This window comes from Faecalibacterium sp. Marseille-Q3530 (genome assembly GCF_017377625.1).
GTDB classification, from domain to species: Bacteria; Bacillota; Clostridia; order Oscillospirales; family Ruminococcaceae; genus Faecalibacterium; species Faecalibacterium prausnitzii_E.
Genome location: NZ_JAFREH010000015.1, coordinates 37,065 through 60,254, shown reverse-complemented (window position 1 = coordinate 60,254; position 23,190 = coordinate 37,065). Strand labels below are relative to the sequence as shown.

Here is a 23,190-nt window from a genome sequence, read left to right as displayed (position 1 = left end):
ACAACGCCAGTGGAAAGCTGAGCGATGACCGCTTCGACATGATGAGCCAGAGCTACGATGCCGAACAGAAGCAGCTGGAAGAGGAATCCCTCTCTATCCAACAGGAAATCGAAGTACAGGAACAGCAAATCGAGAATATTGAAAAATTCGTCCAGAAAGCGCACAAGTACGTTCATATTGAAGAACTTACTCCCTATGCTCTCCGTGAACTGGTGTCGGCTATCTATGTGGATGCCCCGGATAAGTCCAGCGGAAAGCGGGTGCAGCACATCCATATCAAGTACGATGGGCTGGGGTACATCCCTCTGGATGAACTGGAAGCAAAAGAAAAGGCGTGACCGAAGTCACGCCAAATCTTCCCCATTTCGGGAGCTTTTGCAAATACTGTTTTATGGGAACTCTGCTCTGGGGAACTCCCTGTTGTACATATCGCTATCGTCTGTGGTCTTTGGCAGGGTGCGTCCTATTCAGGGGCGCACCCTGTTTTTTGTTTTGCCCTTAATCTTCTAGCCCATGGCTTCCAGCCACATTCTTCAAATATTTCTCCGGGTCACCGTTCAGAATCAAATCCGCATAGCCCAACGGATCGTTGTAGATGAGGTAGTCCAGTTCCGTCCTCTGCGCCATGGTCACGTCCAATTCATCCTCGACCCCAGTGCAGTCAATGGAGATCATTCTCCCATCCCGGAGCAGCAGCTCCACGCAGCCGGTATCCATGTTGAATTTGCAAGTTCTTTCATCGTACTTCATAATCGTGTCCTTTCTGCCTTACGGCACCTTTACAGTTGTGACTTTTGTTATACGGTTCTTCTGATAAGGTTTTGGACACACAGTCGTCGGGAAGGAGCCGGAATTGTCATTTCCAAAGAAAACAAAAAATCCGAACCCTTCTCCTATCGAGAAAAGGTTCGGATTTTCATGGTTTGGTGCGGATAAGAGGACTTGAACCTCCACCGAGTTGCCCCGATTAGAACCTGAATCTAACGCGTCTGCCAATTCCGCCATATCCGCATATTTTGTTTTCGTTCGTGAGCTGTGTCGCTCGGAACGATAGTAATTATACCATGGAAACCGGAAATGTCAAGCGCTTTTTTGAAAAAAGTTTTTGGCGGAAGAATCCCCTGCTTTCAGGCCCGGTTCAGGTCGTGCGGGCGGGGCGGATGCTGACCTCGCCGTGGCGCAGGGCAACGGTGCGGCCGTTCTCACGCTCGACGACGAGCTGGCCGCAGCCATCGATGAACAGGGCTTTGGCGGCATAGGTCTCGCGGTTGGTGCAGACCGTGACCCAGTGGCCGGGCACGAAGCAGAGGGCGCGGTATTCGTCGAGGCACGAAAAGTCCGGGCAGAGGGCCAGAAGCTCCCGCGCAATGGCCCCAGCCAGTGCGGCGCGGCCAACGGGGGCGGGGCCGCCCGGATACAGGCTGCCTGCGGTGCGGGCCAGCTCCTCCGGCCAGTCGGCAGGGGACGTGGTGAGGTTGAGGCCGATGCCCACCACCAGCCATTCCAGCTGGCCGCTCTCGATGTCGGTGCCTGCCTCGGTCAGGATGCCGCAGACCTTCCTGCCCTGATAGTAGAGGTCGTTCACCCACTTGATGCTCAGCTCCAGCCCGCAGAGGGCCTTCACGGCCCGCGCCACAGCGACAGCGGCCCCGATGGTCACGGTCTGGGCATCGGCGGCGGAAAGGTCCGGGCGGAGCAGCAGCGAAAGGTAAACGCCCTTGCCGGCAGGGCTTTCGAAGACCCGGCCCATCCGCCCGCGCCCGGCCTGTTGGTGGTTGGTGAGCACCAGCGTCCCGTGCGGGGCACCGGTCAGCGCCAGCTGCTTGGCCGTCAGGTTGGAGCTTTCGAGGCTGTCGTAGAGGTAGATGGGCGCAGGGTAGCTGCCCACGGCCTCGGCACAGAACGGGTCGCCGCCGGTCAGCCGGTAGCCCCGGCGGGGGGCGGAGTGCAGCGCGTAGCCCTGGGCCGCAAGGGCGGCAGCGGCTTTGTGGACGGCGGCGCGGCTCACGCCGAGCGTCTCGGCCAGCCGCTGGCCGGAAATGTAGCCGCCCTCGGCGGCGGAAAGCGCCTGCAGCAATGCCTGCTTCGTATTTGAGGCCATCGGCTTTTCCTCCTGCGGTTTTTGTGATAGTATCATTATAACAGAACGCTTCCTGCTTTGCCAGTAGGGCGGCAGGCAGAAAAATTTTTGAATCTTTTGCAGGAAACGTTTGGTCTGTTTCGTATGAAGAGACAGAGGGGCAGCAAAACCGCCCCGGACATTGCAGAAAGGAGGTCCTGCGGACCGTTGACCACACTGGAATTCAGCGCGCTGGTGCAGAAGTATCAGGGGCTCGTCTACACCGTCTGCCACCAGCTCGTGCCGGATGCAGGCGATGCGCAGGACCTGGCCCAGGAAACGTTCCTGGCGGCGTGGCGGGCCATCGACCGCTGCCCGCCCGGCTACGAAAAGCAATGGCTGGCGCGCATTGCCTCCAACAAGGCGAAGGATCATCTGCGCAGCGCGTGGGTGCGGCGGGTGAATACCCCCGGCGACGATGTGCTGGCGCTGGAAGGTGCCCCGCCCGGTTATGAGCCGGAACAGCGGGTGCTGGAGGAGCTGGGCGAGGCGCGGCTGACCGACATGATCCTGAACCTGCAGGAACCCTACAAGACGCCCTGCCGCCTGATGCTGCTGGAACAGCACACCGCTGCCGAAGCGGCTGCCCTCTGCGGGCGGCCGCAGAAGACGGTGGAAGCACAGATCTACCGGGCAAAGAAGATGCTGGCGGAAACGATCCGCCAGGAAAGGAGGAGCGAAGATGGAATGGTTTCGGGATGATGGATGCCTGACGGACGAGGGCCTCCGCGCCCTGACGGCGGGGCAGCTGGATGAATTGGGGAGGCTGGAGACGGCAGAGCATTTGTCCTACTGCGATGCCTGTATGGACCGCTATACGGCTCTGCTGACAGCCGATGCGCTGGAAACACCGCCCCGGTCGATGCGCGGCACCGTGATGAGTACCATCTGGGTGCGGCTGATGCAGAACACCTATGGCCGGGTGGCCGTGGCCAGCGTGGCGGCGGTGCTGGCCCTGTCGATGTGGAAAGCCGGGAACCTGGGGCGGATCACCCGGCTGGGAAGTGAGCTGAACACCATCCTTCCTCCTGCCCAGAGCCAGGATGCCGAACCGGAGCCGCAGAAGCCGGAACCGCTCGGCAAGCCGGTGGAAACGAGGGCCGACCGCGAGAGCGCGGGCAAGCTCCCCGGACCGCTGCAAAAACTGCTGGATGGCGTAACGAACAGCCCCCGCACGACCCCAAATACTTGAGAAATGAGGGAATCCACTTATGAAAAAGAACGGAATTCTGACCCTGCTGTTTGCACTGATTCCGGGCGCAGGTGAGATGTATCAGGGCTATATGAAGCGCGGCCTGTCGCTCATCACGATGTTCTGCCTGTCCACCTTCCTGGGGGCCTGGACGCAGATCGCGATCTTTTATATCGGCGCACCCATCATTTATATGTACAGCTTTTTCGATACCTTCAATCTGCGGGCGCAGATCGGCCTGGACGCCGCACCGGCGGACGATTATCTCATCCACTTTGACATGAGGGACCGGCGGCTGGAACAGCTGATGGCCGAGCGGCACAAGCTGCTGGGCTGGCTGCTCATCGCATTCGGTGGCATGGTGGCCTACCAGAACATCCTCATGAACACCCTTGGCGATCTGCTCTGGCGCTGGGGCAAGGAGAACCCGATCTTCCGGGCGCTCTATCTGGTGATGGATCAGCTGCCGGAAGTTCTGGTCTGCGTCGTGCTCATCGTCTGCGGCATCTGGCTGGTCAAAGGCCCCAGGACCGCAAAAAAGAGCGCCCCGAAGACCGAATCGGCGGAAGAGGACTTTACTGAATACCAGCCGGCACCCAAAAAGGTGAACGTGCAGGCCATCCTGAACAGCATCAACCGCAGGAGCGCAGAGGACGACGAAGCGGCTGCCGGGGAGATGGAGACCGGCGACACCACGGAGGGCAACGATGGAATCGAATAAGACCGAGAAAGTTCCGGTGCGCCGGGTGGGCAGCCTGACGCTGGGCTTCGGCCTGATGGCGGTGGGCGTGTTCTTCCTCTGCTATTATTTCGTGCCGCAGTTCAACTGGGAGCTGGCCCTCAAGATCGCCCCGGCGGCAGGGCTCTGCCTGCTGGGCGGCGAGGTGCTCTACTTTGCAGCGAAGCCGGAAAAGTGGAAGTACGATTTCCTGTCCGTCTTCTACTGCCTGCTGCTGATGGTCGTCTGCCTGTGCGTGGGGGCACTGCCCGTGATGCTGGACCGCTTCGGCCCCGAAAACGAAATGCGGGTGACCAAAATCACCACTGAATACGAAGAGGGACTGTACCATGCCATCGGTAAAGAAGCCCCGGAGATCGAACTGCGGAACCTTTCCGCCTGGCTGCAAAACTACTACGGCGATGCCGAGACGGTGGACGCTGCCGCAGCGGAACTCAACAGCGGCCTTGGCACATTGCAGCTGAACATCGAACTGTTCGGCCCCTATGAGCAGAAGGCGGCGTTTGCCATGGACTGCCGGAAGCTGACCGACATCATCCAGAAACAGGCGGCCCGGCCTGCTTCTGTGACCTTCTTTTATGACGGCACCGCGGGGAACGCGGAAGAAGACCTGAACAGCGGGAGCGTGAAGCCGGGGTGCAGCTACACCCTGACGCTGAATGGCGAAGTCCAGCTGGACTGGACCAGCGACATGATGACCAAGCAGACCGAAGCCACCGCACTGCTGGAGGAAGAAAACGACAGCGTTGCAGAATATGAGGCTGCGGAAAGCGAAGCCGCGGCCTGAACCACGAACAGCCACTGCACGTTTGGTGCGGTGGCTGTTTTGGTGTACGGAAAAGGCCGGAAAAACAACACCCCCGCCCCTCAGAGCGCTGCAACGCACCGAAGGGCGGGGGTGGTTTGATTCAGAGAGGACCGTCAGCCGGGGTATCTCCGGACCTCCAGCAGGTCCTCAGCCCGGCGGACCTGTTCCGCAGTGGGCGGAACCGCGTCGGGCAGGGGATAGGGGATGTTCAGCTTCTGCCACTTGAACAGCCCCAGTGTGTGATAGGGCAGCACCTCCACCCGCTGCACGGTCTTCAGCGAACGGATGAAGTCTGCGGTCCTGCGCAGACCCTCTTCGTCGTCGGTCAGGCCGGGCACCAGCACATGCCGGATCCAGAGCGGGACGCCCAGGTCGGAGATGTGCCGGGCCATGGCAAGGATGTTGGCGTTGTCCCTGCCGGTGAGCTGGCGGTGCTTTTCGGGGTCGATCTCTTTCAGGTCCAGGATGACCAGGCTGGTGGACTGCATGAGCGCGTCGAAACGGGCGAGATACGCCGGGTCCTGCCGGAACGGCTCCCCGGCGGTATCCAGCGCGGTATGCACGCCTTTGGCGCGGGCCAGCTGGAACAAGCGGGTCACGAAGTCCATCTGCCGCAGCGGTTCGCCGCCGCTGACGGTGATGCCGCCCTTTTTGCCCCAGTAATTGCGGTAGCGGTAGACCCGCTGGAACAGCTGTTCCGGGGTCCACTCTTCCCCGCCGTCGGCCCAGGTCTCCGGGTTGTGGCAGTATTTGCAGCGCAGCGCGCAGCCCTGCAGAAAGACCACGAACCGGACGCCGGGCCCGTCCACAGAGCCGAAGCTCTCCAGCGAGTGGACGTACCCGATGGGGTTACAGGGCTGCATGGCAGGTGCGGGAGATGACGTCCATCTGCTGCTCGCGGGTCAAGTCGATGAACTTGACCGCGTAGCCGGAGACGCGGATGGTGAAGTTGGCGTACTCTTCCTTTTCCGGGTGCTCCATAGCGTCCAGCAGCTTCTCCTTGCCGAAGACGTTGACGTTCAGGTGGTGGGCACCCTGGTCGAAGTAGCCGTCCATGACCTGGACCAGATTCTCGATGCGCTCGCCCTCGCTGTGGCCCAGTGCGTCGGGGTTGATGGTCTGGGTGTTGGAGATGCCGTCCAGTGCCCAGTGATAGGGCAGCTTGGCCACGGAGTTCAGAGAGGCCAGCAGGCCGTTCTGCTCGGCACCGTAGCTGGGGTTCGCGCCGGGGGCAAACGGGGTGAAGGCGGCGCGGCCATCGGGCAGAGCGCCGGTGTACTTGCCGTAGACGACGTTGGACGTGATGGTCAGGATGGAGGTGGTCGCCTCGGAGTTGCGGTAGGTGTGGCGCTTCTTGATCATCTCCAGGAAGGTCTTCAGCAGCCAGACGCCGATCTCGTCGGCGCGGTCGTCGTCGTTGCCGTACTTCGGGAAGTCGCCCTCGATCTCAAAGCCGGTGGCAAGGCCGGTCTCGTCGCGCAGGGCCTTGACCTTGGCGTACTTGATGGCGCTCAGGGAGTCGATGACGTGGGAGAAGCCTGCGATGCCGGTGGCGAAGGTGCGGCGGACATCGGTGTCGATGAGAGCCATCTCAGCCTCTTCGTAGTAGTACTTGTCGTGCATATACTGGATGAGGTTCAGCACATTGACGTACAGACCGGCCAGCCAGTCCAGCATCTGGACGTACTTGGGCAGAACTTCGTCATAGTTCAGGTACTCGCTGGTGATGGGGGCGTAGTTGGGGCCGCACTGCTCGTGGCTCTTCTCGTCCACGCCGCCATTGATGGCGTACAGCAGGCACTTGGCCAGGTTTGCGCGGGCACCGAAGAACTGCATCTCCTTGCCGGTCTGGGTGGCAGACACGCAGCAGCAGATGGAGTAGTCGTCGCCCCAGACGGGCTTCATCACATCGTCGTTCTCATACTGGACGGAGCTGGTGTCGATGGAGACCTTGGCGGCGTACTTCTTGAAGGCTTCGGGCAGGGCAGAGGAGTAAAGAACGGTCAGGTTCGGCTCCGGGGCAGGGCCCATGTTTTCCAGCGTGTGGAGGAAGCGGTAGCAGTTCTTGGTGACCATGCTGCGGCCGTCCATGCCGATGCCGCCCACTTCCAGGGTGGCCCAGACCGGGTCGCCGGAGAAGAGCTGGTTGTAGCTGGGAATGCGGGCGAACTTGACCATGCGGAACTTCATGACCATGTGGTCGATGAGCTCCTGGGCCTCGCTCTCGGTCAGGATGCCCTGGTCGAGGTCGCGCTGGATGTAGATATCCAGGAAGGTGGAGATGCGGCCCACGCTCATGGCAGCGCCGTTCTGGGTCTTGATGGCGGCCAGGTAGCCGAAGTAGAGCCACTGGCAGGCTTCCTTGGCGTTCTTTGCGGGCTGAGAGATGTCGTAGCCATAGGCCTCGGCCATCTTCTTCATGCCCTTGAGAGCGTTGATCTGGCGGGCGATCTCCTCGCGCAGGCGGATGACGTCATCGGTCATGGTGCCGTCGCCGCAGTTGGCGAGGTCTTCCTGCTTGAACCGGATCAGCGCGTCGATGCCGTACAGTGCCACGCGGCGGTAGTCGCCGACGATGCGGCCGCGGCCGTAGGTGTCGGGCAGGCCGGTGATGATATGGGTGTGACGGGCCTTCTTCATTTCGGGGGTGTAAGCGTCGAAGACGGCCTGATTGTGGGTGCGGGTGTAGTCGGTGAAGATCTTGTGCAGCTCTTCGCTGGGCTGGTAGCCGTAGGTGGTGCAGGCCTGCTCTGCCATCTTGATGCCGCCGTAGGGCATGAAGGCGCGCTTGAGGGGCTTATCCGTCTGCAGACCGACGATCTGCTCCAGATCCTTCAGCGATTCGTCGATGTAGCCGGGGCCGTAAGAAGTCAGGCTGCTGACGACCTCCGTCTCCATATCCAGCACGCCGCCTTTGGCGCGCTCTTCCTTCTGGAGCTTCTGCAAAGCTCCCCACAGCTGGTTGGTCGCCTCGGTGGGGCCGGCCAGGAACGACTCGTCGCCGTCGTACGGGGTATAGTTCTTCTGGATGAAGTCGCGGACGTTGACTTCCTCTTTCCAGATGCGGCCCTCAAAGCCTTCCCATTGTTCAAAATCGATCATTGGAACCTCCTTGCTCTTTACCATTTCCTCGATGGTTAGCATAATCTAACTAATGAGCCTTTGAAAAACCGCTTCTCGGCGGTTTTCTGGGGGCGTACGAATGAGCTGCAAGGCGCAGGCAGATGCAGACACCCAGCAGCCTTAAGAATATAATATCAGTGTTTTTTTCAAAAAGCAAGAGGGAACGGATGGATTTTACACAAAGGCGGGAAAGGTTTCTTAGTACAAGTGTCCAATTTTTGGAGAAAAAGCTTTTTCCGCAAAAAAATTTCAAATCGGGGCTTGACAGGCATGACAAACTATGGTATCCTGTTGTCACGGCAAGGTTAGTTAAATCTAACCGAGGCTGCGAAACCCTCTGCAAAGGGTTCCGATTCCTCCATTCCATACTCTCTTTTTCTTTTGGCAGGGTGCGGCATTCTGGTTTGCTCCGCCCCTCCTGCGCGGCAAAGGCGGCTCTGGTACAGCGGCCTTTGCGAAAACAGAAAACAAAAACGGGACGCACAGCTTGACCACCTGTGTGCCCCGATTTTTGTTTGTAACGGTCTATTTCTGTGCATCCATCCGGTCCAGATGCTTCTGGGCGAAGAGGGAGGCCACGGCGGAAAAGCCGAAGACGAAGTAGTAGCTGGCGATGCGGAAGAGCATCAGGGTGCTCATGGCCTCGCCGCGGGTCATAAAGGAGCCGAAGACGAGGAGAAAAGCCGTCTCGATGGAACCCATACCGGCCACGTTGGGCAGAGCGTTGGAGAGGAAGAGCATCAGGCTGGCGAGCAGCTGCACCTGCCAGAAGCTGAGGCCGCAGGGCAGGCCCATGAACCGGATGCAGAGATAGGGCAGGGTGTACATCAGAAAGAGCTTGAGGGTGTGCAGCGCGAAGATCTGGATGCAGCGGCCCTTGTCGGCGAGGAGGTGGCGGCTCTCGGTGCCGAGGGTGTCCAGCTGCTCCAGCCATTTTTCCCGGCGGGTCTGCCAGGAGTCAGTCCTGGGCAGGTAGCCCAACGCCCAGCGGGCCAGCCGCTGGATGAGGGGCGATACGCAGACCAGCACCAGCGCCACGATGATGACGGCTACCACGGCATAGGCCATGGGCAGATAGTTCATCACGCCGGAGGTGTTGGCGGCGAGCCACCGGTGCTGCAGCAACAGCATCACGGTGGCGTAAAGCAGAACGGTGGTCTTATGGAAGACGTATTGCAAGGTCATCAGGCCCACGCCGGGGCCAAGCGGCAGGCCGCTGCGGTAGAGGTAGTAGGACTGCATCGGCATGGCACCGGCACCCAGACAGATGACGTTGCCGAAGGTGCCCATGAACGACGATTCCAGCGCCTGCCGTACGGTGAAGCCGGGCATCCGGCTGCGGATGATGACCCAGCTGACCAGACCTTCCAGCACCGGGTAGGTCAGGCCCACGGCCAGCACGAGCAGCACCTGCCAGAAGCGCAGCTGTGCCAGCGCGGCAGAGATCTCGGCCCAGTGGCGCTGGAAGATCCAGAAGACGATGCCGGTGAGCACCACCAGAACGGTGAGCGAGAGGATCGTTTTTTTGCGGGACGGCTGCTGCGGGGTGGACTGGTCCATCAGAGAAGGCTCCTTTCGAAATCGTTGGTTGCAGTATACCACAGCAGCCGGAGCGGTTTGTGAACTTGTACGAAATTTTTCTCGTCAATTTGAGCGAAGTGATAAAAAATCCTCCGTACAACCTCTCAGTCTCGCTCACGCTCGACAGCTCCCCTGGTAGGGGAGCCTCTGGCGAAACCATTGACTTTGCGAGGACTGCCAGTGCCTTCCCTACAAGGGGAGGTGGCATTGCGAAGCAATGACGGAGAGGTTGTACGAAGGAAAAGTGAATCACAAATAAAACGTTAATGCCCTTCGGTCAGCTCTTTCACCGCGGCGGTGAGAGTGTCGGCGAAGGATTGCTTGGAATAATGTGCTTCGTAGAGCTTCCGGCAGTCGGCCCGCATGGCAGCGAGCTTCTCCGGGTGGAGGATGGCCCACTCCAGAATGGAGGCCAGCTTTTCCGGGTCGTCGTCCGGGTAGGTGAAACCATCCACGCCCTCGGTGATGAGACCGGCGGTGCCGGTGTGTTCCGACACGATGGAAGGTTTGCCGAAGATGAGACCCTCGGTGACGAAGGTGGGCATCGGGTCGTCGCGGGAGGCGCAGACGAGGCAGGTGCACTGCTCCATCAGGTTCTTGATCTCATCCCGGCTGAGCCGCTTGCAGTAGAAGACGTTGGCCGGGTGTTCGGTGGTCAGGGTGCGGACGGCGTCCATCATCTCCTGGTCGGCAGCTTTGCCCACGAAGAGGAAGGTTGCTTTTTCCCGCACGGCGTCGGGCAGCAGGCGGATGGCCTTGCAGAAGATGTCCTGCCCCTTTCGGCGCTCGAACGAGCCGACCGTGGCGAAGAGGGGCTTGTCGGCGGGGTAGCCCAGGTCGCAGCGGGGGAAATCCTCAGCGGCATAGTCCGGCAGGCCGTAGATGAGGGGGCGGATGTCGAACTGGGGGCGGACCGAGTGCATGGCGGCGGCAGCGTGTTTGCCGACCGAGTAGAGCTGCACATTGGGCGCAATGTGCTTGGGGATCTGGTGCGCGATGTGGGGGTAGCCCGCAAAGGCGTCGTGGAGCCACCAGAGCACCGGCACCGGCGCGTCACTCAGGGCGCGGATAACGCGGGCCTCGACCACGGTGTTGGCCAGCACGAAGTCGGCGCAGAGCGCCAGCCCCCAGAGGGTGTTCGAGGAGGTGCAGCCCGCGCGGGTGATGACGGCGGCTCCGGCATCCACGAAGAGCTGGAGTGAGCCGGAATCGTCCGGGCCGAGGACCACGACCTCATAGCCCATGCTGCGGAGCACCGGCACGGCGCTGACCAGCACGATGGGGGCACCGGTCATGTCCAGCACATGGCTCATGACGAAGGCCCGCTTGCCGGAGGCAGAATAGGCATCCTCGGCGCAGATGTCCCGCTCGTAGTGGAGCAGGGCCTGCGGGATGCAGACCGGGGCCTGGCAGAGCTGCGCGGCCAGAGCCAGCAGCTCGGTGACGCTTTCGGGGTCCCGCGCGGCGGCGCGGCAGCGGGCCAGCAGGCCGCGGCTGACGAGGGCGAACTTGCTCTCGGCCAGATGTCCATGGCTCTGGTAGAGGGCCGTCTGCCCCGAAAAGCCGAAGACCGCGTTGCAGACGGCGTAGTCCGCGCCGTCCCGCAGGGCCTGGGCGAAATAGGTCAGGGTGGTGGAGAGGCAGGCAACATCCTCGCTGACGAGGAGCACACCGGCCACCGCGTCGGTCAGCTCTCCGGCCAGATGGTCCACCAGACGGAATTTGCGGTGGAGCTGGTCCTGCAGAGCCTGCGCCAGAACGCGGCTGCGCAGCGGCGCATAGACGAGCAGATAGGTGCTCTGGGTGTCGGTGTAGGTCTGCTTTGCCAGCTGTTCCCGCTGCAGGGAAGTGTAACTGTTGTACATGCGCGTCCCTCCCGGCTCAGTGGCGGAACAGCCCCAGCAGGCGGCGCAGGGGCCGTGTCAGCCTCCAGCTGCTGCTGTTCAGGACGCCTTCCAGCGAAGTCTCGTAGGCTTGGCGGCGGGCTTCCGCCTCGGCGTTCTTCTGGTGCAGTTCGCTGATCTGCTGCTGCAGCGCGGCAATGGCCTGCTGCTGTGCGGCGATCTGGTTGTTGAGGCCGGCGATGTGCTGGGCCTCGTTGTCTCTGGTCTTCTGGTAGAACTGGAGGCCCTCCAGCACGGTGTTGAAGAGCGGCTTATCGGCCAGCGTTTCCAGCGGGCAGTAATGGTAGGAGACGCCCAGCTTCATCCCGGCGGGGAAATGGGTCACACCATCCAGCAGATAGTTGGGGTCGCGGTCGAGGAAGAGGGTGCTGTCGCTGGGCAGAGTCAGGCCGTTGGCCGGGCGGCAGAGCACCCGGTCGTCCGAAAGGCTCAGGTTGGTGATGCAGCAGGGCAGCTCGCCCGGATCGAGCCGCAAGGCGCGGGCGGTCACGGGCAGCTCAAAGGTCGCGGTGACAACACTCGTCAGCTCGTCCACCTCATAGTCCGGGGCGGTGAGGGTGTCTTTCTCCGAAAAGCCGAAACCCGCATCAAAATAGAGGGTGGGCTGCAGCAGAGCGGGGGAGTCGGTGTGCTTCTCGTTCTGGGGATGGGCCGCAAGGTAGGACTGCACTTCCTGTTCCAGCCCAAGGCAGCGTTCTGCCAGACGGGAGACGCCCTCGTCCGAGAGCTTGAGCTGCTGTTCGAGGTCCGCGATGCGGGCCTGCAGGGCAGCCGTGGAGGCAGGAGCTTCGTTGTTCATAACCGGATTCTCCTCATCATATATAAATTCACTTCAGCGGGGAGACCCCGCAAAAATTCAATGTCTGGCCGCATAACGCCGCTGCGCCGGGCCCGCACGTCGGGCGGCCGCATTCCGGGCAGCGGTGCGCTGGAGCTTCCAGTCGCGGCGGCGGAGCAGCAGCTCGCAGATCAGCAGGATCGAACCCATAGACACCGCAAAGTGGGTCACAAGGCCCAGAGCCTCCCGGCCCGCAAACTTCTGCGCCATCAGATACCAGGGGATGGCGGTGAGCTCCACGGTGTGGATGCAGAAGATGTACAGCGACCGCTGGCCGATGGCCTGCACGCCGTGGGTGATGAAATTGTCCACATGGCGCTGGAAGAAAAGCAGCAGCGACAGCATACCCAGACCGGTCATCGCATCCAGCAGGATGCTCACGGGGCCGAAGGTCCATTCAGCCATCGAGACGCAGTCGGTGCTCTGGGTGGCCAGCACAAGGCCCGCCACAGCCAGCGTCGAGGCGATCATGCCGAGCTTGAGCTTCCAGGACAGGGGCCTGTCGAAGAGCTTGTGCTGCTTGGCCAGATACCCGACGTAGAGCGCCGGAACCGTGACCATGCCCTGGCCGATGCAGAAGGGGACCTCCCAGGTGATGCAGATGCCCCAGCCCAACAACATGGTGCCCAGCACGGCCCAGGGTATGTATGGTTCGGGGAAGATGTTCAGGATGACGTCCAGCAGGATCCACGCGATCATCAGCGAGAGCAGATACCACATCGGCCCGCAGGAGAAGAAGGTCTGCCCGGCGTAGATGGAGGTATGGGGCAGGCCCAGCGCAAAACCGCCGAAGACCTTGAGGGTCTCTCGGACAGCGCCCTCGACCGAGCCGAAGGTGAGATAGTGGATGAGAAAATGGAAGAACGTCGTGGCAAGCCCGGTATAAAGGTAGGGCTTGAACACCGTTTTGAACTGCTGGTCGATGCACTTGCCGATGGACCGCTTGCGGAAGCCGTAGCCGCTGGCGATGTAGAACGCCGCCATCAGTGACTCCCGGTAGGCGAACAGATAAAAGGTCATGGGCGTGATGGTCGTCGTGGCACCCACCGGATACAGCTCGGCGGAGTGTGCGAACACGATGGTCAGCATTCCGATGCCCTTGAGAAGATCAAACATGCCCAATGAATTGGCTGTGCGGGGTTTGGTACCCTCCATGAAATGCCCTCCTTTGCGCCGAGATCACCGGGGGAGTGGCAGATGCCGAATTCGGGCGCAAGATGTTAAAAGTTACAAAATCGTTATAAATAAGTATAATGCTTTTTTGAGGTTCTGTCAATCAAAGACGGACAGCCTGCAAAAAGCCCTCCCGGTGCAGAAAAAAGTGTACCACACCCGCTGCCCCTGCGCAATGAATGGGAGCAAATCCCATCTGTCTGCACAAGTTGGATGCAAGCTTATGTTGCATATTTGTGCAATTAAAACTTGCATTCGGCTCCGGAATGCGGTATACTGAGAACCATAGCCCCCAAACTTTGCCAAAAAGCGGGATTCATTGGAAAAAACGTCAAACAAACAAGGAGTGTATAAAATATGACCAGAGAAGAGTGCTGCGCCGTTGTTGCTGAAAAAGACATGCCGAGGACGGTCTATGATATGATCGTTGCCATGCAGGAAAAATACGCCGAGCGCCCGGCATTCCGCTGGGTGGATGACGCCACCAAGACCGTGCAGGAGAAGACCTACGGCCAGTTCGTGGAGGACATCCGCAAGATGACCAGCTATCTGCAGGCAAATGTTGCCGATGTGAAGGGCCAGCGCATCGTCATCCTGAGCCGCACCAACTACGAGTACGGTGTGGTGACCTTCGGCACTGTGATGGCCGGTGCCGTCATCGTGACCCTGAACCAGAAAAAGACCTGGCCGGAACTGGAGTATGAGCTGGGCCTGAGCGAGCCGGCCCTCATCTTTACCGACGGCATCGATTACGGCTATGCCGACGAGCTCAAGGCCGCCTACGGCGACAAGCTCCGCCCCATGAACGCCTATGAGGGCAGCACCCCGGCCGAGCTGGCCAACCGCATCGACACCAACGCCCTGATGATGCTGATGTTTACCTCCGGCACCACCGGCCGCAGCAAGGGCGTCATGCTCAGCGAGAAGAACTACTTCAGCGCCGTGCGGATGTATGTTGCAGGCCAGGCAGCCGTTATGAGGAAGGCCCAGGAACTGGCCCCGAAGGATATGGACAAGCCCTTCAGCCACTTCACGCTGGTGCCCATGTTCCACCTGTCCGGCTTCATCTGCTACTTCGCCTACGGCATCCATGGCTGGACCCTGAACCTCTGTGCGGACCCGCGCGACGTGCGCCGCGATATGTCCATGATGCACAGCGACGCCATGTCCACCCCGCCGGTGCTGGTGGAGATGATCTACAATGAGATCCGCCGCGGCAATCAGGACAAGCTGAACGGCCTGTGGAACCTGAGCTGCTCTTCTGCCATCCTCGACCCGGAGATCCTGAGCTACCTCATCGCCCACGGCTTCTACATCAATCAGTGCTACTCCATGACCGAGCTGGCCGGCTATGGCCTGCTGAACATTGCGCAGGAGGGCGAGCACCTGCGCGCTCTGGGCAAGCCGGACGGCTTCTGCGAGATCAAGCTGGATGAGACCGGTGAGATCTGCGTCCGCGGTGATGTCGTCATGCTGGGCTACTACAAGGACCCGGAGGCCACCGCCGAGGCCATCGACAAGGACGGCTGGCTCCACAGCGGCGACCTGGCCCGCGTGGACGAGGACGGCTTCTACTACATCACCGGCCGCAGGAAGAACCTCATCATCTTGGACAGCGGCGAGAACGTCAGCCCCGAAGAGCTGGAGAAGCTGCTGGGCAAGTGCACCGACATCAAGGAGTGCGTCGTCAAGGAGATGGGCAAGAAGATCGGTGCCGTCATCTGCTGCGAGCCGGACAAGGAGCAGACCGTCCGCGCCTTCGTCACCGAGCTGAACCGCACCCTGCCGCTGTACAAGCGCATCAGCGCGGTGGAGTGCACCGCAGAGCCGCTGCCCCGCAATGCCATGGGCAAGCTGCTGCGCAAGTAAGAGCGCATTTGTAGAAAATCTGTAAAGCTGTACGGCGAAATATTGCAATTCCCCTGAAAAACGGGTATTATAAAACTGCATGACGTCGGTATAGGCCGGGACCAGAATGGGAAAACCGGGCCGCGCGGGGCATCCCCTTGCGCTGCGACGCTGAAATCCATCATGGAAAGGAAGATTTTTTGATGCAAAGAGCAGAAATCGTGTCCCAGATTCTCGCGGTCCTGGAGGACGTGGCAGAGATCAGCCCGGAGGACGTGAACGAAGACAGCGTCCTGATGGACGACCTCGACCTGTCCTCGATGGAGATCCTGACCATTGTGGCGGATCTGGAAGAGACCTTTGGTCTGCGCATCCCCGAAAAGGAGCTGCGCAACTTTGTGACCATCGCGGACGTGGCAGATTATCTGGCGGATAACGCGGGGTGAACTGATTGAATGAGACGCAGTGCGCCGTTTTTCAGGGCATCGTGTATGATTACCGCGCCAATCAGGTGATCTGCCGCTATCAGATCGCCCTGCACGACCCTGTGGACCCGGTGCTGGAGGCAGCGGAACTCAACGAACAATAAAAAAGGTGTTGCTGCGAATTTCTTGCAGCAACACCTTTTTTGGTTTTCAGAAGGAACCGCCCGACGAGCCGCCGAAGCCGTCGCTGTCGGTGGTGGAACCGCCGGAGTCACTTTCGGGCTGGGGCGGGTCGTAGACCTCGACGCGGTCGGTGTGGGTGTAGCGGTCGGTCTTGACCCGCAGCTTGAGCCCGGCGCCGATGTAGTCGTCGGCCTCGGTCTTGAGCTGGGCCGTCTTCATCCGGCTGTACAGGATGCCGCAGACCACGGCGGCGATGAGCATCGGGATGCCCACCACGATGAGGATGCCGATCAGGCCGAGGCCGCCGTCCGGGTCGTTGTCGTAGTCCAGCGGCTCGCCGTTCTCGGCGTAGAAGTCCAGTGTGCTGGCGCAGAGGTCGATGTAGGTCTGGGCAGCGTCGGCGTAGTCACCGTCTGACAGCAGGGGCACGACCTCGTCTTCCAGCTGCTCGATGCGGTAGTCGGTAAAGGCGGTGACGCCCCCGCCGTAGGTGATGGTGACGTACTTGCGGGAGCCGAGGGCGATCATGAACAGGATGCCGCTTTTTCCGCTGCCGGAGCCAAGGTCGTTCTGCACATAATAGTTCTTGGCGTAGGCGCGCTGGTCGGTGTCGCCGATGCTGTCCACCGTGAGGAAATAGACGTCGCAGTCATGCCCGGCGGAAGCGTCCTCGGCGCTGGATTCCAGCTGGGCAAGGGTGTCGGCGTCGAACAGGCCGTACTCATCCCGCACAAGGGGCGCGTCGGCCAGTGCCGGGCAGGCGAGACAGGCCGCAAGGACCAGAGCGGCAAGGAATGCGCAGAGGCTGCGCAGGCAATGGGTGTGAGGATTCATTCTGCGCACCTCCTTATAAGTAGAGCAGCCAGGTGAGGAAGGCCATCAGCGGCAGGCTGATGGCGGCGAACCACGCGGCCACTTTGGCTTTGTCCACAGGCAGGTCGCCGATGAGTCGCCCAGTCTGGCCGTTCATCGCGAAGAGAAAGTCGTTGTCCTTCCAGCGGGTGTGGAGCATCCAGACCGGCAGCAGGGCGTAATGCGCCTTGAGCTTGCTGAGGTTGATGTCCTCGTGCAGGGTGTTGACCTCCGAATAGCCGTGGGTGGTCTCGTGCAGAGCCTGGGCCGTGGAGTTCAGCATCCGGGTGCGGGCCCGCTCGGCGCAGGCGTTGGAGTCCTCGTCGTAGCGGTCGGCCAGAAAGCCCGGCAGATACGCAGTGGAAAAGGGCTTCAGTTCGCTGTAATCAAACGGCTCAATGGCGTCCATGTGGGCGTTGGGCATCTTGCTGGAGCCGTCCACCGGAACGCGGGTGAAGACGGCGGTGCCCTCGCGCCGGACGTCGTAGTGCTGGGTGGTGGTCACGTTGTAGTCGCCCTCGCGGTGGCTCTCGGTCGTCAGGCCCTCGTAGCTGCCCCGCGCATCGGCCTCGGCATCGTAGAGCCAGAAAGGGACATAGACGCCCTGCAGCTCAGCGATGTGGTTCTGGCTCTTGAACGCCTTGGGCAGAAAGGCCTTGCCTTTATAGTAGTGGGTCAGCTGGGCGATGGCGGCATTCTTGTCCAGCTTGAAGGGCAGGATGTACTCCGGCTTGAGCTTGCCGGAGAGCTTGCCGCCCAGCACGGTGGGGTTGCCGCAGTAGGGGCAGTTGGTGGCGGCGGTGGTGGCGTCGCAGACAAGCTCAGCCCCGCAGGTAGTGCAGGTGTAGCTGGTCAGGCTGGCAGCCTCCATCTCATCCCAGACGGGAGCGGCTGCTTTGCGCCGCGCTGCCTTTTTCTGGTCTGCCTCGGCGGCGGAGTCGGCCTTTTTCTGCTTGGCCGCATACTGCGCCTCGATGTCTGCCACCTCATACGCCGAGCCGCAGTAGTCGCAGACGAGCTTGCCGGTGGCGCTGTCGAAATGCAGGGGGCCGGTGCAGGCCGGGCATTGGTAATTCGTTACTTTATCAGCCATTCAGGATGCCTCTCTTATGCGCCGAAGGGGCTGCCGCATTCCGGGCAGAACTTCGGCGGGTGGGCCGGGTCGGCAGGGGTGAAGCCGCAGTTCGGGCACTTGCCAGCGGGCTTCGGCTTGCCGCACTCGGAACAGAATTTGCCGCTGTTCTTTGCGCCGCAGCTGCACACCCAGACAGTGGGCGCTTCGGGCCGGGGCTTGCCGCAGGCGGTGCAGAACTTTCCGGTGTTGCCGCTCTGGCCGCAGGCGCAGGTCCAGCCGGATGCCGGGGCGGCAGGCGTTGCGGGCTGCTGGGCCCCCATCTGGTAGAGGGTCTGGGCGTTGACGCCGCCCGCCGCTGCCGCCTGATTGACCCCCATGAAGGCCATGGCCGGGCCGGCAGCGGTGTTGGAAGCAGCCGCCTGCATGGCAGCGGCCTGTGCGCCCACCAGATGGGCGGCGGCGCGGGTGGGATCCATGAAGGCGGCACTGCGCTGCAGGTCCTTGATCATCTGTTCGTCTTCTTCGCTGGCCTTGACGCCGGACACGCCCAGCGAGACGATCTCGATGCCGCGCAGCTTGCTCCACTTGGCGCTGAGGGCCTGGTTGAGGGCGTCAGCCAGCTCGGTGGTGTGGGCGGGCAGAGAGGAGTAGCGGATGCCCTGTTCGCTGATGCGGGCAAAAGCAGGCTGCAGGGCGGTCATCAGCTCGGTCTTGAGCTGGCCGTCCAGCGCGTCGCGGGTGTAGGCGTTTTCCACATTTCCGCAGACGTTGGTGTAAAACAGGATGGGGTTGACGATGCGGTAGCTGTACTCGCCAAAGCAGCGGATGGCAATGTCGAGGTCGATGCCGGCGCGCTGGTCCACCACACGGAAGGGCACCGGGTTGGGGGTGCCGTACTTGTTGCCCACCAGCTCCTTGGTGTTGATGTAGTAGATGCGCTGGTCGGCAGCGGCCTGCCCGCCAAAGCCGAACCGCTTGCCCATCTCGGCAAAGACGCCGTCGATGTCCTTCAGCCCGCCGCTGAGCAGGGAGGGCTGGGTGCCGGTGCTGTAGGTGTACTCGCCCGGCTCGGCGCACAGCTCCACCACCTTGCCCTGCTCCACGATCAGGGCGCACTGGCCCTCCGCGACGGCTACGACGGAGCCGTCGGAGATGATGTTCTCATTGCCGTGCTTGTTGGCAGAGCGGCGGTCGGTGCGCTTCTGCCCCTTGACGGCCAGCACTTCGGCCGGGAGGGCATCGCAATAGAAAAACTCTTTCCACTGGTCGGCCATCACGCCGGAGGCCGCGTTCATTGCAGCCTTTACAAGACCCATATTCCAAATCTCCTTTGAAGTGGTTTCGGTTGCGGAACTGTTCCTAGTATAGCACAGAAGCACTGCAAAAGGAAACTGCCTCTTGCAATTTTGGCACGATGGGTGTAGAATACTCCCGACAACAAAATACAGGGGAGCTCGTCATGCGGGCTGAGAGGAAGTGCTCAAACTTCGACCCTTTTACCTGATGCGGATAATGCCGCCGTAGGAAGTCATCACGATGCGTTTTCACAGGGGCTTCCGCAGAGGGAGCTCCTGTTTTTGTTTTCTGCCGCAGCCGCCGTGTGGGCGGCTCCGGGCCGAGGGGGAGCGCCCTGGGCCTTGAATCGACGCGATGGGAAGCCGTGTTCCGGCGTGAGAGGAGACCAGAAAGTCTCGACCGCTTTGCAATAGGAGGAATCCTCATGAAAGCACTCTCTACGAAAAAGCTGGCTCTGGCCGGGATGCTCTGCGCCCTGGCCGTTGTGGGCAGCGTGTTCAGCTTCCCCATTTTTGGCAGCAAATGCGCCCCGGTGCAGCACATGGTCAACATCCTGTGCGCCGTGCTGCTGGGCCCCTACTACGGCATCGGCGTGGCCTTCGTGGCCTCGCTGCTGCGCAACCTGCTGGGCCTGGGCAGCCTGATGGCCTTCCCCGGCAGCATGTTCGGTGCCCTGCTGTGCGGCATCGTCTACCACAAGACCGAAAAGCTGCTGCCCACTCTGGTGGGTGAGGTGTTCGGCACCTCCATCCTGGGCGGGCTGTGCGCCTACCCGGTGGCCATCCTGCTGATGGGCAAGAGCGCGGGCGATATCGCATTCTATGCCTACATCGTGCCCTTCCTCGTCTCGACCGCAGGCGGTGCGGTCATTGCAGGTGTGCTGCTGGCTGCGCTGCAGCGCTCCGGCGCTCTGCGCTCCATGCAGACCAGCCTGAGCTGAGGAGGGCACCGTGACAGCGTTTGGAGCTCTTTTCGACCGGGTGCGGGAAACCTCGCCCCTCGTCCACTGCATCTCGAATCTCGTCAGCGCCAACGACTGCGCCAACATCGTGCTGGCGGCCGGGGCGTCGCCCATCATGGCGGATGACCCGGAGGAGGTGGAGGAGATCACGGCGCTGAGCCGGGCTCTCTGCCTGAGTCTGGGCACCCCGAACCCCCGCAAGGCCGAGGCCATGGTCAAAGCGGGCCGCACCGCCGCCCGGCTGGGCCTGCCGGTGGTCTTTGACCCGGTGGGCGTGGGCGCATCGCAGTTCCGCCAGAGCATCGCGGCCGAGGTGCTGCGGGAAGTGCCCGTCACCGTGCTGCGGTGCAACGCCTCGGAGCTGCAGGCGCTGAGCGGGCTTGCGCAGGTCTCGCGCGGGGTGGATGCCGGCAAGACCCTGCCGCCGGAGGCCCTGCGGCCGCTGGCTGAGCAGTTTGCCGCGCAGCACCACTGCGTCGCGGCAGTGACCGGGGCCGAGGACATCGTGACGGACGGGAAGACGACCCACATCCTCCGCAACGGCACTCCGCTGCTGCGGCGGGTGACCGGGGCGGGCTGTATGTTGTCGGTCCTGACGGCGGCTTTCGTGGGGGCCAACCCCGACCGCCCGCTGGCCGCGGCGGCCGCCGCCGTCTGTGCGATGGGCCTTTGCGGCGAGACTGCCGCTGCCCGCCTGACCGGCGAAGAGGGCACCGGAACGCTGCGCATGTATCTGATGGATGCCGTGTCCAACCTGACCGGCGAACAACTTGACCAAGGAGCAAACGATGAACTATACTGCTGAGATGCTGCGGCTCTATGCCGTGACCGACCGCGCCTGGGTGGGCGAACAGACCCTGCCCCAGCAGGTGGAAGCTGCCCTGAAGGGCGGGGCCACCTGTGTGCAGCTGCGGGAAAAAGATCTGGGCGACGCGGCCATTCTGGCAGAGGCGCTGGAGATCTCCGCCCTCTGCAAACGGTACGGCGTGCCGTTCATTCTGAACGACAATGTGGCGCTGGCCAGGCAGTGCGGGGCCAACGGTGTGCATCTGGGGCAGGAGGACATGGACCCTGCCGAAGCCCGGCGCATCCTTGGCCCGGAGGCCATCATCGGCGTGTCGGCCCACAATGTGGCCGAAGCCAGAGCCGCTGTGGAAGCCGGTGCGGACTATCTGGGCTGCGGGGCCATGTTTGCGACCGCCACCAAGATGAATGTGACCGCCCTGCCCAAAGAGACGCTGCGGGACATCTGCGCGGCGGTCCCCATCCCGGTGGTCGCCATCGGCGGCATTCATAAGCAGAACCTGCTCAGCCTTGCCCACTGCGGCGAAGCCGGTGTGGCGCTGGTCAGCGCCATCTTCGCGGCTAAGGACATCGAGGTCGAGTGCAGGGAATTGAGAGCATTGGTAGAACAGTTATAACTCCTTCCGTCATCGCTGCGCGATGCCACCTCCCTCCCAGAGGGAGGCTTTTGCGTCGGGGAGGCAATGAGGCCCCCTCCCAGAGGGGGCTGTCACCGCAAGGTGACTGGGGGAGTTATCGGCAGACCGGGGGCACCACCTTCTGCCGGAACAGACTTCATGCAAAGGAGTTTTGACATGAACACCGCAGGGTTTGTCTGCGGAGGCGCCGGAAACCACCCGTTTGATGGGCGAAGTCCGGCTCTTTCGTAACGATAGAAAAAAGAGTAAGAGTGTATCGACTTGTCAAACTGGAGGTAACAAGATGCAGAATTACACCACACAGATGGACGCGGCCCGCAAGGGCATCGTGACCAAGGAAATGGAGATCGTCGCCCAGAAGGAGTACCGCACCACGGAGGAGATCCGTCAGCTGGTGGCCGAGGGCAAAGTCGCCATCCCGGCCAACAAGCACCACACCTGCCTGAACCCGGAGGGCATCGGCAGCATGCTGCGCACCAAGATCAACGTCAATCTGGGTGTCTCCCGCGACTGCAAGGATTACAACATCGAGATGCAGAAGGTGATGAGCGCCGTGAACATGGGCGCAGAGGCCATTATGGATCTGTCCAGCCACGGCAACACCCAGCCCTTCCGCCAGAAGTTGACCCATGAGTGCCCGGTCATGATCGGCACCGTGCCGGTGTATGACTCGGTCATCCACTACCAGCGCGACCTCGCCACCCTGACGGCGCAGGACTTCGTTGATGTGGTCCGCCTGCACGCAGAGGACGGCGTGGACTTCGTCACCCTGCACTGCGGCATCACCCGCAAGACCATCGAGCAGATCCGCACCCACAAGCGGAAGATGAACATCGTCAGCCGCGGCGGCTCGCTGGTCTTTGCCTGGATGTGCATGACCGGCAACGAGAACCCGTTCTACGAGCACTTCGATGAGATCCTGGACATCTGCGAGGAGCACGATGTGACCGTCTCGCTGGGCGACGCCTGCCGCCCCGGCTGCCTGGCCGATGCCACCGACGTCTGCCAGATCGAGGAGCTGGTCCGTCTGGGTGAGCTGACCAAGCGCGCCTGGGCCCACAACGTGCAGGTCATGGTCGAAGGCCCCGGCCATGTGCCCCTGAATCAGGTCGCCGCCAACATGGAAGTCCAGAAGAGCATCTGCATGGGTGCGCCCTTCTATGTGCTGGGACCCCTCGTCACCGACATCGCCCCCGGCTACGACCACATCACGGCAGCCATCGGCGGCGCAGTGGCAGCGGCCAGCGGTGCAGCTTTCCTGTGCTATGTGACCCCCGCCGAGCATCTGGCACTGCCCAATGTGGACGATGTGAAGCAGGGCATCGTGGCTTCCAAGATCGCCGCCCATGCCGCTGACATCGCCAAGGGCATCCCCCATGCCCGCGACATCGACGACAAGATGGGCGATGCCCGCCGTGTGCTGGACTGGGATGCACAGTTTGCCTGTGCCATCGACCCGGAGACCGCCAAGGCCATCCGCGACGCCCGCCTGCCCGAAGACGACCACAGCGACACCTGCTCCATGTGCGGCAAGTTCTGCGCCGTCCGCAGCATGAACAAGGCTCTGGCCGGTGAATACATCGACATCCTGTAAGTTCTTCCTCTTTCAATAGAAAACACGAAGCCCCCTG

At 61.6% G+C, this 23,190-nt stretch carries 23 protein-coding genes, 1 tRNA gene and 1 riboswitch; of the genes, 12 read left to right on the top strand and 12 right to left on the bottom strand.

Going from position 1 to position 23,190, the window contains the following annotated elements; translation table 11 throughout:
- A partial coding sequence (locus J3350_RS11770; protein ID WP_207686749.1) for a DUF4368 domain-containing protein occupies window positions 1-338 on the top strand: 338 nt, incomplete at its 5' end.
- A gap of 160 nt (window positions 339-498) precedes the next feature.
- Here the strand turns inward: J3350_RS11770 and J3350_RS11765 are convergent.
- The 3 genes from J3350_RS11765 to J3350_RS11755 form a co-directional block, all read right to left on the bottom strand.
- Window positions 499-750, bottom strand: coding sequence for a DUF6061 family protein (locus tag J3350_RS11765; RefSeq protein ID WP_005927463.1), 252 nt, complete (start codon window positions 748-750; stop codon window positions 499-501).
- 174 nt (window positions 751-924) lie between these two features.
- Window positions 925-1,011: transfer RNA gene (locus J3350_RS11760), tRNA-Leu, on the bottom strand.
- A 127-nt stretch (window positions 1,012-1,138) separates the two neighbouring features.
- Window positions 1,139-2,101: a biotin--[acetyl-CoA-carboxylase] ligase gene (locus J3350_RS11755; RefSeq protein WP_207686748.1), complete on the bottom strand. Its 963-nt coding sequence runs from the start codon at window positions 2,099-2,101 to the stop codon at window positions 1,139-1,141.
- A gap of 210 nt (window positions 2,102-2,311) precedes the next feature.
- Here J3350_RS11755 and J3350_RS11750 point away from each other — a divergent pair, with 210 nt between their 5' ends.
- Genes J3350_RS11750 through J3350_RS11735 form a run of 4 tightly spaced genes read left to right on the top strand, consistent with a single transcriptional unit; the run spans window position 2,312 to window position 4,837 of the window.
- The gene (locus tag J3350_RS11750; protein WP_207686751.1) at window positions 2,312-2,821 is read left to right on the top strand and encodes an RNA polymerase sigma factor; all 510 of its coding nucleotides are present in this window, start codon (window positions 2,312-2,314) and stop codon (window positions 2,819-2,821) included.
- The gene (locus J3350_RS11745) at window positions 2,802-3,311 is read left to right on the top strand and encodes a hypothetical protein (RefSeq protein WP_207686747.1); all 510 of its coding nucleotides are present in this window, start codon (window positions 2,802-2,804) and stop codon (window positions 3,309-3,311) included. Before J3350_RS11750 ends, J3350_RS11745 begins: the two co-directional genes overlap by 20 nt.
- Window positions 3,312-3,330: 19 nt before the next feature.
- Window positions 3,331-4,032, top strand: coding sequence for a hypothetical protein (locus J3350_RS11740; RefSeq protein ID WP_207686746.1), 702 nt, complete (start codon window positions 3,331-3,333; stop codon window positions 4,030-4,032).
- Window positions 4,019-4,837, top strand: a complete 819-nt coding sequence (locus tag J3350_RS11735) for a hypothetical protein (RefSeq protein ID WP_207686745.1) — start codon at window positions 4,019-4,021, stop codon at window positions 4,835-4,837. The genes J3350_RS11740 and J3350_RS11735 overlap by 14 nt, the downstream gene beginning before the upstream one ends.
- A gap of 134 nt (window positions 4,838-4,971) precedes the next feature.
- Here the strand turns inward: J3350_RS11735 and pflA are convergent, their stop codons facing one another.
- The 6 genes from pflA to J3350_RS11705 form a co-directional block, all read right to left on the bottom strand.
- Window positions 4,972-5,721 carry a pyruvate formate-lyase-activating protein gene (gene pflA, locus J3350_RS11730; protein WP_097791362.1) on the bottom strand — a complete coding sequence of 250 codons (750 nt, stop codon included), beginning with the start codon at window positions 5,719-5,721 and terminating at the stop codon, window positions 4,972-4,974.
- Window positions 5,708-7,960, bottom strand: a complete 2,253-nt coding sequence (pflB, locus tag J3350_RS11725; RefSeq protein WP_207686744.1) for a formate C-acetyltransferase — start codon at window positions 7,958-7,960, stop codon at window positions 5,708-5,710. Before pflB ends, pflA begins: the two co-directional genes overlap by 14 nt.
- A 546-nt stretch (window positions 7,961-8,506) precedes the next feature.
- The gene (locus tag J3350_RS11720) at window positions 8,507-9,541 is read right to left on the bottom strand and encodes a lysylphosphatidylglycerol synthase transmembrane domain-containing protein (protein WP_207686743.1); all 1,035 of its coding nucleotides are present in this window, start codon (window positions 9,539-9,541) and stop codon (window positions 8,507-8,509) included.
- A gap of 284 nt (window positions 9,542-9,825) precedes the next feature.
- Window positions 9,826-11,427 (bottom strand): glycosyltransferase family 4 protein, encoded by a 1,602-nt coding sequence (locus J3350_RS11715; protein WP_207686742.1) that lies wholly within the window; start codon window positions 11,425-11,427, stop codon window positions 9,826-9,828.
- 16 nt (window positions 11,428-11,443) lie between these two features.
- Window positions 11,444-12,265, bottom strand: a complete 822-nt coding sequence (locus J3350_RS11710) for a hypothetical protein (RefSeq protein ID WP_207686741.1) — start codon at window positions 12,263-12,265, stop codon at window positions 11,444-11,446.
- Window positions 12,266-12,322: 57 nt separating this feature from the next.
- Window positions 12,323-13,459, bottom strand: coding sequence for an acyltransferase (locus J3350_RS11705; RefSeq protein ID WP_207686740.1), 1,137 nt, complete (start codon window positions 13,457-13,459; stop codon window positions 12,323-12,325).
- 375 nt (window positions 13,460-13,834) lie between these two features.
- On the opposite strand from J3350_RS11705, the gene J3350_RS11700 reads away from it, so the two are divergent.
- From J3350_RS11700 to J3350_RS11690, 3 genes are all read left to right on the top strand, one after another.
- The gene (locus tag J3350_RS11700; RefSeq protein WP_242700272.1) at window positions 13,835-15,346 is read left to right on the top strand and encodes a class I adenylate-forming enzyme family protein; all 1,512 of its coding nucleotides are present in this window, start codon (window positions 13,835-13,837) and stop codon (window positions 15,344-15,346) included.
- 182 nt (window positions 15,347-15,528) lie between these two features.
- Window positions 15,529-15,771 (top strand): acyl carrier protein, encoded by a 243-nt coding sequence (locus J3350_RS11695; RefSeq protein ID WP_097791356.1) that lies wholly within the window; start codon window positions 15,529-15,531, stop codon window positions 15,769-15,771.
- A gap of 5 nt (window positions 15,772-15,776) precedes the next feature.
- Window positions 15,777-15,914, top strand: a complete 138-nt coding sequence (locus J3350_RS11690; RefSeq protein WP_207686739.1) for a hypothetical protein — start codon at window positions 15,777-15,779, stop codon at window positions 15,912-15,914.
- Between the two features lie 46 nt (window positions 15,915-15,960).
- Here the strand turns inward: J3350_RS11690 and J3350_RS11685 are convergent, their stop codons facing one another.
- The 3 genes from J3350_RS11685 to J3350_RS11675 are packed head-to-tail and all read right to left on the bottom strand — an operon-like array spanning window position 15,961 to window position 19,176.
- A complete protein-coding gene (locus J3350_RS11685) occupies window positions 15,961-16,767 on the bottom strand; it encodes a TPM domain-containing protein (protein WP_207686738.1) in 807 nt (268 codons plus the stop codon).
- Between the two features lie 13 nt (window positions 16,768-16,780).
- Complete coding sequence (locus J3350_RS11680) at window positions 16,781-17,878, bottom strand: Trm112 family protein (protein WP_207686737.1); 1,098 nt, start codon at window positions 17,876-17,878, stop codon at window positions 16,781-16,783.
- 14 nt (window positions 17,879-17,892) lie between these two features.
- Entirely contained in the window at window positions 17,893-19,176 is a 1,284-nt protein-coding gene (locus J3350_RS11675; RefSeq protein ID WP_207686736.1) for an SPFH domain-containing protein, read from the bottom strand.
- Window positions 19,177-19,296: 120 nt separating this feature from the next.
- A riboswitch (TPP riboswitch) is annotated at window positions 19,297-19,404 on the top strand.
- Between the two features lie 176 nt (window positions 19,405-19,580).
- On the opposite strand from J3350_RS11675, the gene thiW reads away from it, so the two are divergent.
- From thiW to thiC, 4 genes are all read left to right on the top strand, one after another.
- Entirely contained in the window at window positions 19,581-20,096 is a 516-nt protein-coding gene (gene thiW, locus J3350_RS11670) for an energy coupling factor transporter S component ThiW (protein ID WP_097791352.1), read from the top strand.
- A gap of 10 nt (window positions 20,097-20,106) precedes the next feature.
- Window positions 20,107-20,922 (top strand): hydroxyethylthiazole kinase, encoded by an 816-nt coding sequence (thiM, locus tag J3350_RS11665; protein WP_097791351.1) that lies wholly within the window; start codon window positions 20,107-20,109, stop codon window positions 20,920-20,922.
- Window positions 20,906-21,538 (top strand): thiamine phosphate synthase, encoded by a 633-nt coding sequence (thiE, locus tag J3350_RS11660; RefSeq protein WP_207686735.1) that lies wholly within the window; start codon window positions 20,906-20,908, stop codon window positions 21,536-21,538. The genes thiM and thiE overlap by 17 nt, the downstream gene beginning before the upstream one ends.
- Window positions 21,539-21,842: 304 nt before the next feature.
- Entirely contained in the window at window positions 21,843-23,153 is a 1,311-nt protein-coding gene (gene thiC / locus J3350_RS11655; protein WP_097791349.1) for a phosphomethylpyrimidine synthase ThiC, read from the top strand.
- Window positions 23,154-23,190 lie beyond the last annotated feature (37 nt).